We start from the raw sequence: 14,091 nt of genomic DNA, 5'->3' as shown, positions 1-14,091 counted from the left end.
GTAAATCATGACATTATCACTACACGATTTGGTTGAATATGCCCGCAATCATGCTCCTTTCTTTAGGGATCTTTATGGTGATCTGCCCTGCTCTGGCTGGACGTTGACTGATCTACCATTAATCGATCCTGCTGACTATTGGCAGCAGTCGCAACCACTGGAAAACTGGCCGGTATTGACTGGTCCGATCAACGGAGGTCATGTTTTCAAAACCGGTGGCTCTACCAGTGAGGGTAGGTTGTCGGTGTTCAGTTGCAATGAATGGCGTGCTTTTGTGCGTGCATTTGGTCAAGGGCTGGCACAGCAACTACAGCCTGATGATCGCGTTGCCAATCTGTTTTTTGCCGGTGATCTGTATACCAGCTTATTATTTATTCACGGTGCTTTGTCCTATTCACCGGTGCCGGTGGTGGAGTTTCCGTTTACCTGTTCAGTTGATGATCGGGCATTGGCTGACGCGATTGCCAGCCTGAGGATTAACGTTCTCGCCGGGGTGCCGGCGCAACTGTTACGTTTTGCCAGTACCTTGCAGCAGATCGGCCAGATCATGCCGGGTATTGAGCGCCTGTTGTACGGTGGTGAAAGCCTGTTTCCAGAGCAGTTGACACTATTGGGCCATGTATTCCCCAATGCACGCATTGGCTCAATTGGTTGTGCTAGTGTTGATGCCGGTCTCATTGGTGCTGCTTCTCCCGATTGTGATCACGGTGAACATCGGGTTTTTGATACGGATACGATTGTTGAAATCATTGATGAGTCCAGTGGTCAGCCGATTACCGCGTCTGGACAAAACGGCATATTGGTTGTTACCAACCTGCAACGGCGTCTGATGCCGGTTATCCGTTACCCTACTGGCGATCTGGCTTGTTGGTGTGAAGAACCTGGGCGGCCACGTCGCAAGTTCGCTTTGCAGGGGCGGGCGGGCAGTGCTCACCGGGTGCGGATTGGCACGTTATCCCTTTTTCCTGACCATATTGCTCATTTACTGCGCCAGCAAGCGGGCATACTGGCCTGGCAGCTATTACTGAGCCGTCAGGATGGTATCGATAAGATAAAACTTTTGTTAGCTGGCGATCCATTACTGGTGCCATCCACAACATCAGTGCGTCAAGCATTGTTAGTGGCTCAACCCGCTATAGCAAAGTTATGTGATCAGGGATTACTGCATGTGGACGTCACTTACTGCGCTTTGGAAGATATGGTCACTCATCCACGCTCCGGTAAATTGATGCGAGTGGTTGATCATCGTGGTTATCGTGCTGAAGAGAAGGCAGCATGAACATGAATCCAGGAATGCCATTAATTCGATTATTCCGGGAAGAGGACTCTACCGGTGTTAGTGCGTTATTTCGGGCTGTTTACGGTGAAGATTATGTCTACCCGGAAGTCTATTTACCTACCATGCTTGGCCGCTATAACGCGGCAAAACACTGGTATTCTGCTGTTGCGGTACAGGATGGCAAAGTGTTGGGGCATGCGGCACTGTGGCGGGATGAACGTTGTTCATTAAGTGCTGAACTGGCGTTGATCGCAGTACATCCGCAGGCGCGTGGGCAGGGTATTGCTACCGCACTGGGTCGATATTTGTGTGATCAGGCCAAAAAAATAGGGTTAAGCATACTCACGATTAAACAGGTGTCGTCGCATAACCATAGTCAGCGTCTGGCCCAAAATCTGGGGTTTCACACCACGGGGTTGCTGCCGGACTATGTAACATCACCGTTTGATCAGGCTCGGCCGGAAAGCATTGTTCTGGGTTGTTTGCCTTTACAAAGCTGGCCGTTTCCAGAGTTACATTGGCCTTCCGGTTGGCAAAGGTGGCTGACATCGGTGACTCAAGTGTTTGGTCAAGAGCCTCTGCAACCGGAGGAGTTGGCTGATGCGGATATCCGTATAACCAATCATGGATGTCGGTTGGAAGTGTGGATAGAAAAGCAGACAACCGATCGGGTAAAAGAGGTGGCAGAGCTACCGGCACACAAACTGGTCTATGTGAAACTGCCGGTAGGGGAAGGGACTCTCCAGGCTATGGAAATTTTGCAGCAAGCGGGATTTGCCTGTACGGGGTTTGTACCCGGTCATCATCACCGTTGGGAAGCTTTACTGGTTCGGGGGCATAGCAAAAAAGAACTGACCTTAAGCTGCCAGTTTGCCCACAATCTACATCAGCAAAGTATGTTTGCCTGTGCAGGAGGGTAACTCTCCTGCAATGATTTGATTAGTTTAGCCATGCTCGTCAGAGCTTGAATAACGTTGCAGATTAATGACAAAGTGTTGGTCTTTGGGTCAGCACTTTGAATGGATAGTAGTTAACCGTCTGACCATGATTTAAAAAAATCTACTGTGTACTTCTGCCAATTCGTCATTGCTTCTTAAATTCTCATTTTGATAATGAATTGTATCCAAATTGTTATCAAACATGAGGAATTACAATCATCAATCAATCTTATTTCTCTCATTTTCGGAATATTCCTATATATTTTTAAGTGAAACTCATTGCACTATTGATCACTTATTGATCCATAAGTGGCAAAAGCATGATGATGATTTCAGTTAGATGCACTCTCCATGTTGTAAATCAATGGAGAAGTGAATAGATGGCAATAGGATATTTCCTGCTCGTTGGTGATAAAACAACCTGTGGTGGTCAGATTATTACCGGTGACCACACCATGACATTTAACGGGCGGGCAACCGCTCGTGAAGGGGATAAGGTTACCTGTGGCAAACATCCCGGCACTTACATCATTGCCGGTGGTGTATCCGATGTGTTTGACATGGGGTGCAAGCTGGCTGGCACATTGGACAGTGTAAGTACTTGCCCCTGTCGGGCCCGGTTTATCAATTCGGAGATGGACAGCTATGAGAAGCCGGATAAGGCTGCTGACCGGGTTATCGCTCCGACTAATATGGTGATGCAAAATTTCTCTTCCCCGGTAAAGGAGATGGGAAGCCCGCCAGCAACGCAGACACCCCCGCCGCCGATACCGGTGTTTACCAAATCCTGCCTGCGGGGTAAAGGTTGCACTGATGCTGGAATCGGGCCTGAACCGGCAAATAACTTTGGCAGAATGGCGATATATCAGGTGCCATCATCTCCCACTCCGGTGACGCCGCAAAAACCAGAACCGCCGCCACAAAGCAAGAAACACCCGCCAGAACTGGATAAGCCACGGGATAAAAAATTACCGTGGTATAAGCGGTGGTTTCGTCGTGGTGAAGATAAAGCCGAAGCGGCTGCTACCGCCGTGGCCGCCACTGCCCGTGGCGCGGTAGCGGAAGGGGAAACGCTGGTGATGCGTTACATTGGTGGTGGCGCTATCAGTGCAGGACGTTGGCTGGCGGCACCGAATCCAGTAACGGTTGGATTAATGGGGCTGTTTTATTCACCGTCGTTGAATCAGGGTGAAGAGGATTACTTAGATCCGTATCGCCTGAGGCAGATAGCGGAACAGTACGGTGAAGCACCGACTCGTGTACGTTTTCGCTGGATCTGAAAGCTGCTGTAGACAGTAATTTTGATGCCCAGATCCCAGGTTTACGGGAAGAGGGTTATACAGATGAGCAACTGAATAAGGCACACGAAGAGTTACATCGTTTTAACAAAATGCAAGGGTGGTATAAATAATGACGGATGTTATTGCAATTATTAATAGTTTGGGGAAGACCGCAGATATGTTAGTCGAAAATAAACTTATTCCAGCGGGAAAGTTTGAGTTTGCTTTCGAAGGCTCTTCCAGATTTAGTGTTGAACCAGAGGCGGGTCTTACTTTAGTTTTCGATGCTATATCAAAAGTGTTGATTTCTGTTCAATTCACACTAATCAACACCGTTGATGATACTGGTACATATAGTGGTGATATGCCTGCTCCATTCCTTCACCAAATGGATAAAGTTACTGTCAGAGCATTTATGGGAGAACCTGATTCCAGTAGTGGCCCGGAGCGAGTTCCAGTAATTGGTTTAATAGGCGGATTTGATGCCTATACTCGTAAACTAAATGATCAGTACCCAAATACAGAAATTCGCTTCCTTTATCAATCTGATCTTCGTGTAGATGCACTGTTATTTGAACAGCCGGTAAATAATGATTGATGTTTTTGCAATCATAAATAGTTTAGGACAGAAAACCGATATGTTGGTTGAAGAACAACTTATCCCAGATAATAGATCATGAGTATGAATAATGACAGTCAACATAGATGCACTAATAAATAGCTTAGGGAAGTCTTATCAGGAAATTTTTGATGAGGGATTAATTCCTTATAAAACGAAGCCTAAAGGAGATCCAGGTTGTTATTATATATCATTGAATATGATCAAAGAAGGCGTGTATTTGGCATTTAGAAGAGATAGTAAAGCATTATTTAATGTAACTATTACTTTGATTGATAGAAATAAGCCATTATATCAATTTCCCAATCAATTACCATTGTCATTAGTTCCTATGATGTCTCGTCAATGGATTCATGAAAATTTTGGTGAGCCTGAGAAATTTCATCCTCCTGAAATAATTATGAAGCAACAATTTGGTTGGACAGAGTTATATACTCTACTAGATTTTCGGATACCTACCAGTATGCAGGTTGACTATGACTTGTTTGAGCGTGTTGAGTCTGTAATATTCTTGCCCGCCTCAGAAGTGCGTTAGTAGTTAATAGAAAGGAGGTGGTTTTTTCTTAAAATATTTTTCATTCGCGGTTTGAAAAGCCAAACCGCAGATGAATTCGCTCAACCAAATGTCGGGGTTATACAAATAATGACAATCAATGTTGAAGCGTTAATAAATGGCCTGGGAAAATCTTATCAGGAAATTTCTGATGAAGGATTAATCCCTTATAAAACGAAACCAAGAAATTTTTCTGGTGATAAAACAATATCGTTAGATATGGTAAAAGAGGGGGGCTAGTGTTTTATAGTGAGGTGATGAATTTAAAGTAAATTACATTACCCCTATTAAAGCTTTTATATCAAGGATGGATTTAACTCAATAAATGCAACTTTTCAAAAGGAGAGTGAATTGTATTTAATCGAAAATCATTAACCATTAATAGAGAGGTGAAAAATACTGCTAAGGATGTCGCTGCTATTATTATTCCGGCTGAGGTGCATCAAAAGCTCAGTACAACTTATGGAGGCCGAAATTCTCCGACTCAAATAGATCAGATTTGAAAGCAGTTTAATGCTATAAAACCAGCTTTGAAGGAGTATGGTGCAACAGAAGAACAGCTTGAAGATGCCAGAGCCAAAATGCACAAGCTTAACCAAGAACGGGGGTTATACAAATGACAGTCAACGTAGAGGCATTAATAAATAGTTTGGGGAAGTCCTATCAAGAAATTTTTGATGAAGGGTTGATTCCTTATAAGAGCAAACCAAGTGGTTTTTCCGGTGATATGGTTATATGTTTGGATATGGCTAAAGAAGGCGTTTTCCTGTCTTTTTATAGGGAAGAAAAGCATTTGAAAGAAATTACACTGATCCTGCTCGATGAGAAGAAAGGTTTGTATAAGTTTCCTAATGAATTGCCTTCACCATTAATTCCATTGATGTTCCGGCAATGGGTTCATGAGCAGTTTGCTAAGCCTAAAAAGGCTCTTCCACCGCGAAAATTTCTAAAGAAGGATGTTGGTTGGACTGAGCTATACACACTATTGGATTTTTGTATTCCAGTTAGCATGAAGTTTGATTACGATTTGTTGGAGCATGTGAAATCAATTACCTTTTTACCTATGTCGGAAGTGCGTTGGTAGTTGAATAATAGATGGAAGGTTATTTTTTAACAGTTTTTTTGTTCCACGGTACAGCATATTAAAGAAGTAACATTTTTACTCGCATTAGAGTCAATAAAGAAACTCTTATTTAGAGCCTTAGCTGTTCAGATATCAAGTATATTTTTGACTAACTCACCTTTAATTGCCCCTTCGATAGACTATATCGCTAAAAAATAATTAAGATACGTCAACAATCTTTATTGCATTGATATTAAAGACTATTTTTTCACCGTTGTCACTATCATTCACCAATATTCCGACACACTGGGTATTACCTTATTCAAAGTGTGATATTGCGAACTATTATTGATTATTTGTTAAATTAATCATAAACATCAGTAAATATTTATTTTGTAAATTATATGAAGATAAAGTTATTTTATTGTTTGTGTTTTATTTTTTAATGTAATCAAGTTTTGTGATTTATTATATTTTTCCTCACACATTGTCGCTGTATATGACGTCTTTGGAAGGCCAGACGACCTGATGTCCTAATGTGCATGTTTGATCTGGTACCTCTCTTGAACATAGCGATAGTGATCATCTTTTTGCACGAAAAAACCTGTTTCTCATGATAAATCTCAATTCAGGAGTTCGTATGAATCAACTCGCCAGCCCCCTGATTTCCCGTACCGAAGAGATCCATAACCTACCCGGTAAATTGACCGAACTTGGTTATGCTTCAGTGTTTGATGTGGTACGTATACCGCGTGAGCGTTTTATTCGTGAGCATCGTGCTGATCTTGGGCGCAATGCTGAGAAAATGTATGACCTGGCGGTAGGCTATGCTCATCAGGTACTGCACCATTTTCGCCGCAATTCTCTTAGCCAGGCTGTTCAGGTTAGCTTGAGAAGTCCGTTCTCTGTAGCGGGTCCAGATTATGCCAATCAGTTTCTGGATGCAGATACCGGTTGGAAAGATAAAGCGCCAAGTGGTTCACCGGAAGCGAACGATGCGCCGGTGGCCTATCTGACTCATATCTATCAATTGGTCCTTGAACAGGAAAAGAATGGTACCGGCACCATTATGAATACGTTGGCGGAGCGTCGCCCAGATCTGGGAACTTTGTTAATTAATGATAAGGCAATCAATGAGGTAATACCGCAATTGCAACTGGTCAATGAAATCTTGTCCAAGGCCATCCAGAAAAAACTGAGTCTGACTGATCTGGAAGCGGTAAATACTAAACTCTCCACTACCCGTTTCCCGAATAATTTGCCGTATCATTACGGTCATCAGCAAATTCAGACCGCCCAGTCGGTATTGAGCACGACTTTGCAAGATATTACTTTGCCTCAGACCCTGGATCTGCCGCAAAACTTCTGGGAAACGGCAAAAGAAAAATTGAGCGACGCGACCGCCGGCGCGTTGACCCGATTGCAAATAATGGCGAGCCAGCTTTCGCCGGAACAGCAGAAAATTATTACTGAAACCGTTGGTCAGGATTTCTATCAGCTTAATTATGGTGATAGTTCGCTTACTGCGGACAGTTTCAGCGATATGACCATACTGACCAGCCGAACTAATCTGACTGTACCCCAGGTGGAGCTGATGTTGTGCTCTACCGTCGGGGGTTCTACGGTTATTAAGTCTGATAATGTCACCGCTGGTGACATTACAGCGACTCCATTTGTATACGGTGCCCGTTTTATTCATGCCGGCAAGCCGGAGGCTATTACTCTTAGTCGTAGTGGAAAAGAGGCTCATTTTGCTCTGACGGTTAATAATCTGGCAGATGATAAGTTAAACCGCATCAATCGTATGGTTCGTCTGCAAAAATGGTTGAATCTGCCCTATGAGGATGTTGACCTGTTGGTGACTTCAGCTATGGATGCTGAGGGAGAGACGAATACTGCCTTGCTGATGAACGACAATACCTTGCGTATGTTAGGTGTGTTCAAACATTATCAGGCGCAGTACGGTGTCACCGCTAAGCAGTTTGCCGGCTGGTTGCGCGTGGTGACGCCGTTTGCTATTACGCCAGCAATGCCGTTCTTAGATCAGGTGTTTAATGCCATTGGCACTTTTGATACGTCATTGTTGGTAGATAATCAGGATTTTGTTTATACATCAACCACGGGTGGTGATGGGGCGCGTGTCAAACATATCAGCACTGCGTTGGGACTCAATCATCGTCAGTTCTTGTTGCTGGCTGATAATATTGCTCGTCAACAGGGAAATATCACGCTAAGTACCCTGAACTGTAATCTGTTGGTTGTGTCGGCGTTTTACCGCCTGGCTAATCTGGCGCGTACATTGGGGATAGATCCGGAGGCCTTCTGTGCTTTGGCTGACCGATTGGATGCAGGCACAGGAATCGTTTGGCAGCAACTGGCAGGCAAACCGGCGATCACAGGACCGAAAAAAGATTCTCCTTTGGCGGCGGATATTTTGAGTTTGCTGCAAGCATCAAGCGCTATCGTTCAATGGCAACAGCAGCACAATTTATCGGTTGAAACCCTGCTTTTATTGTTGAGTGATAATTCCACTTTCCCCACGCAAGGCACTGACGACCAGTTGAACTTTATCCGTCAGGTGTGGCAGAACCTGGGCAGTACGTTTGTGGATGCAACATTGTTATCCCGCAGTGGCGCGCCATTAGTCGATACCAGTGGTCACTCCATTGACTGGTTTACTCTGCTCTCAGCAGGTAATAGCCCGCTTATCGATAAGGTGGGGCTGGTGACCGATGCCGGCATAGATGGTGTCATAGCAAGGGTGGTCAATACACAAAATCTGTCTGATGCAGATAAGAAGCTGGCAGTTACTACTCTGACTAATACGCTGAATCAGGCGCAGCAAACTCAGCAAGGTGTTGCGGTCAGTCTGTTGACGCAGACGCTGAACGTGAGTCAGTCACTGCCTGCATTGTTGCTGCGCTGGAGTGGACAAACAACCTATCAGTGGCTCAGTGCGACTTGGGCATTGAAGGATACCGTCAAAATAGCCGCCGATATTCCAGCCAACTATCTGCATCAATTACGTGAAGTGGTGCGCCGATCCTTGTTGACCCAACAATTTACTCTGAGTCCCGTAATGGTACAGACCCTGCTGGATAATCCGGCCTATTTTGGGACTGCCGCAGAAACGGTGACAAATATCAGTTTGTGGACGCTTTATACCCTGAGTCGTTACGGCGATTTGCTGCTCCAGGTGGGTAAAGCCGGTGGTGGTACTGAAAATGATGTACTGGCCTATTTGCGTTCGGCTAATGCTGCCACGCCGTTGAGCCAATCTGATGCTGCACAAACGCTGGCAACGCTGTTGGGCTGGGAAGCTAACGAGCTGCAAGCCGCTTGGGCAGTATTAGGTGGGATAGCCAAAACTACGCTGCAACTGGATACGCTTTTGCGTCTGCAACAAGCACAGAGTCAAACCGGTTTGGGTGTTACGCAGCAACAGCAAGGCTATGTCCTGAACCGTGACAGTGATTATGCCCTTTGGCAAAGCACCGGTCAGGCGCTGGTCGCTGGTGTATCTCATGTCAAGGGTAATAACTGAGTATGCAGAGTTCACTACCTGAGTGGATTTGATTTTTCCGGATGGCCCAATTGGGCTGTTTCTAAACCGCCATTTAAGTAAGGCAGATAATTATGTTATCGACAATGGAAAAACAACTGAATGAATCCCAGCGTGATGCGCTGGTGACCGGCTATATGAATTTTGTGGCACCAACCCTGAAAGGCGTCAGTGGTCAGCCAGTGACGGTGGAAGACTTGTACGAATATTTGCTGATTGACCCGGAAGTGGCTGATGAGGTTGAGACCAGCCGGGTAGCACAAGCGATTGCCAGTATACAGCAATACATGACCCGTCTGGTTAATGGCTCTGAGCCGGGGCGTCAGGCGATGGAACCCTCCACGGCTAACGAATGGCGTGACAATGATAATCAGTATGCTATCTGGGCCGCTGGTGCTGAGGTGCGAAATTACGCTGAAAACTACATTTCCCCCATCACCCGGCAGGAAAAAAGCCATTATTTTTCTGAGCTGGAGACGACTTTAAACCAGAACCAACTCGATCCAGACCGGGTTCAGGATGCAGCTTTGGCATATCTCAATGAGTTTGAGGCAGTGAGTAATCTGTATGTGCTCAGTGGTTATATTAATCAGGACAAGTTTGACCAAGCCATCTATTACTTTATTGGTCGCACTACCACTAAACCGTATCGCTACTACTGGCGTCAGATGGACTTGAGTAAAAACCGTCAGGACCCGGCGGGGAATCCGGTAACACCAAATTGTTGGAATGATTGGCAGGAAATCACGTTGCCGCTGGCGGGTGATTCGGTGTTAGAGCATACGGTTCGTCCGGTGTTTTATAACGACCGGCTGTATGTGGCTTGGGTTGAGCGTGATCCGGCGGTACAGAAAGATGCGAGTGGCAAAGATATCGATAAGACGCATGCCTATAGCATAAAGTTTGGCTATAAACGCTACGATGATACTTGGACGGCACCGAATACTACTACGCTGATGACGCGACAAAACGGAGATGGTGATCAGGATATATCGCGTACCAGTTTGCTGATTAATGAAAATGGAATCACGCTACGCGATGTGAATTTGCTGGCTACCACCGACTTTAGTATTGATCCGACGGAGGAAACGGACAGTAACCCGTACGGTCGTCTGATGTTAGGTGTATTCGTGCGCAATTTTACGGGAAACCCATATCAGAACCGCCCTACTGTGTACGGCTACTTGTATTGTGACTCAGCTTTCAATCGCCATATTCTCAAGCCGTTGAGTAAGAACTTTTTGTTCAGTACTTATCGTGATGAAACGGATGCTCAGAACTGTTTACAATTTGCGGTGTACGATAAAAAGTATGTGATTACTAAGATTGAACCGGGCAAGCCAACAGAAGATCCTGAAAAAACGGGCTGGGTAGGTAAAGTTGATGACTTGAAGCAGGGCACTACCGGAGCCTATGCATATATTGATCAAGATGGTCTGACACTCCATATCCAAACTACGACCAATGGGGGGTTTGTTAACCGCCATACGTTTGGGTATAACGATATTGTGTACGATTCCAAATCTGGTTATGGCTTTTCATGGTCAGGGGATGAAGGTTTTTATCTAGATTACCATGATGGAGATTATTACACTTTTCATAATGCAGCAATTAACTACTTTCCTTCCGGATATGGTGGAAGTTCTGTTCCTAATGGAACATGGGCGTTAGAGCAGCGGGTTAATGATGCATGGTCTATTACTCCCCTGCTTGCTGAGCGTCATACTGTTACTGTGAAGGGCAGTTATATCGCTTGGGAAGGGGATACACCTGCTAGTTATTATTTACCTATCCCAGACGGTACAAGGTTGCTAGATTGGTCTGATAAAATAAATTACGCTATTAGTCTTGATAAGCTTGAATCTGTATTTACGTCTCCAGATTGGCCAACACTAACCACTATCAAAAACTTCAAGAAAATCGCTGATAATCGCAAATTCTATCAGGAAATCAATGCTGAGACGGCAGATGGGAGCAATCTGTTCAAACGCTATAGTAGCCAAACTTTCGAACTTAGCAAAAATGCAACTTACTCGACTACGCATACTCTGTCTGAAGCGAATTTTTCCACCGATCCGAATAAAAACTACCTACAGGTTTGTTTGAACGTAGTTTGGGATCATTATGACCGCCCATCCGGGAAAAAAGGGGCTTATTCTTGGGTGAGTAAGTGGTTCAATGTCTATGTTGCGTTGCAGGATAGTAAGGCACCGGATGCTATTCCTCGTTTGGTTTCCCGTTACGATAGCAAGCGTGGTCTGGTGCAATATCTGGATTTCTGGACCTCATCATTACCCGCGAAAACCCGTCTTAACACCACCTTTGTACGCACCTTGATTGAGAAAGCTAATTTAGGACTGGATAGTTTGCTGGATTATACCTTGCAGGCGGATCCTTCTCTGGAGGCCGATCTAGTCACCAATGGCAAAAGTGAACCAATGGATTTTAACGGTTCAAACGGTCTCTATTTCTGGGAGCTGTTTTTCCACTTGCCGTTCCTGATCTCTTCACGTTTTGCCAGCGAACAGCAGTTCTCACAGGCACAGAAGTGGCTGCATTATATCTTTGATCCAGCCATGAAAAACAAACCGCAACATGCTCCGGCTTACTGGAATGTGCGTCCGCTGGTTGAAGGACACAGCGATCTGTCACGTCATTTGGGCGATCCTATCGATCCCGATACTCAAGCCTATGCCAATCCGGTGATATATCAGAAAGCGGTGTTTATCGCCTATGTCAGCAACCTGATTGCTCAGGGAGATATGTGGTACCGCCAGTTGTCTCGTGATGGTCTGACTCAGGCCCGTGTCTATTACAATCTGGCCGCTGAATTGCTGGGGCCTCGTCCAGATGTGTCGTTGAGCAGCATCTGGATACCGCAAGCCCTTGGTACCTTGGCCGCCGGGCAAAAAACGGCTTTACGTGACTTCGAACATCAACTGGGTAACAGTAATACTGCTTTACCCGCATTGTCGGGCCGCAATGTCAGCCACTTGAAACTGGCAGATAATGGTTACTTTATTGAACCGCTTAATGTTCTGATGTTGTCCCATTGGGATACGTTGGATGCACGGTTATATAATTTGCGTCATAACCTGACCGTTGATGGCAAACCACTTTCCCTGCCGTTGTATGCTGCGCCTGCTGATCCGGTAGCGTTGTTGGCCCAGCGTGCTCAATCCGGCACTTTGACGAATGGTGTCAGCGGTGCAATGTTAACGGTGCCACCGTACCGTTTCAGCGCTTTGTTGCCACGTGCTTACAGCGCCGTGGGTACGCTGACCGGTTTTGGTCAGAACCTGCTCAGTCTGCTGGAGCGCAGTGAACGTGCTGGTCAGGAAGAGTTGGCGCAACAGCAATTGTTGGATATGTCCAGCTATGCCATCACGTTGCAACAACAGGCGTTGGACGGACTGGCTGCGGATCGTCTGGCGTTGCAAGCCAGTCAGGCAACAGCGCAACAACGTTATGACCATTATTACACCTTGTATCAAAACAACATCTCCAGTGCGGAACAACTGGTGATGGACACCCAAACTTCAGCACAAGCCCTGATTTCTGCTTCCACCGGTGTACAAACCGCCAGTGGAGCGTTAAAAGTGATTCCGAATATCTTCGGTCTGGCCGATGGCGGTTCACGTTATGAAGGGGTGACTGAGGCGATTGCTATCGGGTTGATGGCTTCCGGCCAGGCCACCAGCGTGGTGGCGGATCGTCTGGCGACCACTGAGAACTACCGCCGTCGTCGTGAAGAGTGGCAAATCCAGTATCAGCAAGCGCAGTCTGAAGTGGAGGCATTGACCAAACAACTGGATGCACTGGCGGTGCGCGAGAAAGCGGCTCAGACTTCTCTGCAACAGGCGAAGGCGCAGCAGGTACAAATCCGGACCATGCTGACTTACCTGACCACCCGTTTTACCCAGGCGACTCTGTACCAGTGGTTGAGTGGTCAACTGGCAGCGCTGTACTATCAGGCGTATGACACAGTGGTTTCTCTGTGTTTGTCTGCCCAGGCTTGTTGGCAGTATGAACTGGGGGATTACGCTACCACTTTTATCCAGACTGGTACCTGGAATGACCACTACCGTGGGTTGCAAGTGGGTGAGGCATTACAACTTAACCTGCACCAGATGGAAGCAGCTTATTTGGGCCGTCATGAGCGTCGTCTTAATGTGATCCGTACTGTGTCGCTCAGGACTCTATTGGGTGATGATGGTTTCAACAAGTTAAAAACCGAAGGCAAAGTCGATTTTCCATTGAGTGAAAAGTTGTTCGACAACGACTATCCGGGACATTATTTGCGCCAGATTAAAACGGTATCGGTGACATTGCCGACCCTGATCGGGCCGTATCAAAATGTGAAGGCGACACTTACCCAGACCAGTAGCAGTACGTTGCTTACGGCAGATATTCGTGGTGTTAAATACCTCAATAATTCGGCAGATCAAGAGGGCAATGCGACTCATATTGTCACCAACCTGCGTGCCAGCCAGCAAGTGGCACTCTCTTCTGGCTTGAATGATGCCGGTAGTTTTGAGCTGCGTCTGGAAGATGAGCGTTATCTGTCGTTTGAGGGGACCGGAGCGGTTTCCAAATGGACACTCAGCTTCCCGCGCGCTGTGGATGAGCATATTGATGGCAACACACTGAAGGCGGATGACATGCAGGCATCACTGTTGGCCAATATGGACGATGTACTGGTGCAGGTGCACTACACGGCCTGCGACGGTGGGGCTAGCTTTGCGGGGCAGGTCAAGAAAACACTTGTTTAAATCAACTTTTAACTAATACCTCCCA

General features: G+C 46.1%; 7 protein-coding genes and 2 pseudogenes. All 9 read left to right on the top strand.

The annotated features are described in order from the left end of the window. The first annotated feature begins 7 nt into the window (after window positions 1–7). Window positions 8–1,279, top strand: a complete 1,272-nt coding sequence (locus tag C5471_RS08295; protein WP_133813232.1) for a phenylacetate--CoA ligase family protein — start codon at window positions 8–10, stop codon at window positions 1,277–1,279. Further along, window positions 1,276–2,199 (top strand): GNAT family N-acetyltransferase, encoded by a 924-nt coding sequence (locus C5471_RS08290; RefSeq protein WP_133813233.1) that lies wholly within the window; start codon window positions 1,276–1,278, stop codon window positions 2,197–2,199. Before C5471_RS08295 ends, C5471_RS08290 begins: the two co-directional genes overlap by 4 nt. Before the next feature lie 398 nt (window positions 2,200–2,597). Then, a pseudogene (locus tag C5471_RS08285) lies at window positions 2,598–3,494 on the top strand (PAAR domain-containing protein); the annotation flags it as partial. 133 nt (window positions 3,495–3,627) lie between these two features. Next, the gene (locus C5471_RS08280) at window positions 3,628–4,095 is read left to right on the top strand and encodes a DUF6392 family protein (protein WP_133813234.1); all 468 of its coding nucleotides are present in this window, start codon (window positions 3,628–3,630) and stop codon (window positions 4,093–4,095) included. Window positions 4,096–4,186: 91 nt separating this feature from the next. Beyond that, complete coding sequence (locus tag C5471_RS08275; RefSeq protein WP_133813235.1) at window positions 4,187–4,651, top strand: DUF6392 family protein; 465 nt, start codon at window positions 4,187–4,189, stop codon at window positions 4,649–4,651. 108 nt (window positions 4,652–4,759) lie between these two features. Further along, a pseudogene (locus tag C5471_RS08270) lies at window positions 4,760–4,903 on the top strand (DUF6392 family protein); the annotation flags it as partial. 382 nt (window positions 4,904–5,285) lie between these two features. Continuing rightward, complete coding sequence (locus C5471_RS08265) at window positions 5,286–5,753, top strand: DUF6392 family protein (RefSeq protein ID WP_133813236.1); 468 nt, start codon at window positions 5,286–5,288, stop codon at window positions 5,751–5,753. A gap of 619 nt (window positions 5,754–6,372) precedes the next feature. Continuing rightward, window positions 6,373–9,276 carry an insecticidal toxin complex protein TccA gene (gene tccA / locus C5471_RS08260; protein ID WP_166295773.1) on the top strand — a complete coding sequence of 968 codons (2,904 nt, stop codon included), beginning with the start codon at window positions 6,373–6,375 and terminating at the stop codon, window positions 9,274–9,276. A gap of 92 nt (window positions 9,277–9,368) precedes the next feature. Further along, window positions 9,369–14,066 carry an insecticidal toxin complex protein TccB gene (tccB, locus tag C5471_RS08255; protein WP_133813238.1) on the top strand — a complete coding sequence of 1,566 codons (4,698 nt, stop codon included), beginning with the start codon at window positions 9,369–9,371 and terminating at the stop codon, window positions 14,064–14,066. Window positions 14,067–14,091 lie beyond the last annotated feature (25 nt).

It is taken from the genome of Photorhabdus tasmaniensis, assembly GCF_011189505.1.
In the GTDB taxonomy this organism is placed as follows: Bacteria; Pseudomonadota; Gammaproteobacteria; order Enterobacterales; family Enterobacteriaceae; genus Photorhabdus; species Photorhabdus tasmaniensis.
This window is presented reverse-complemented; position numbering and strand designations above follow the sequence as displayed.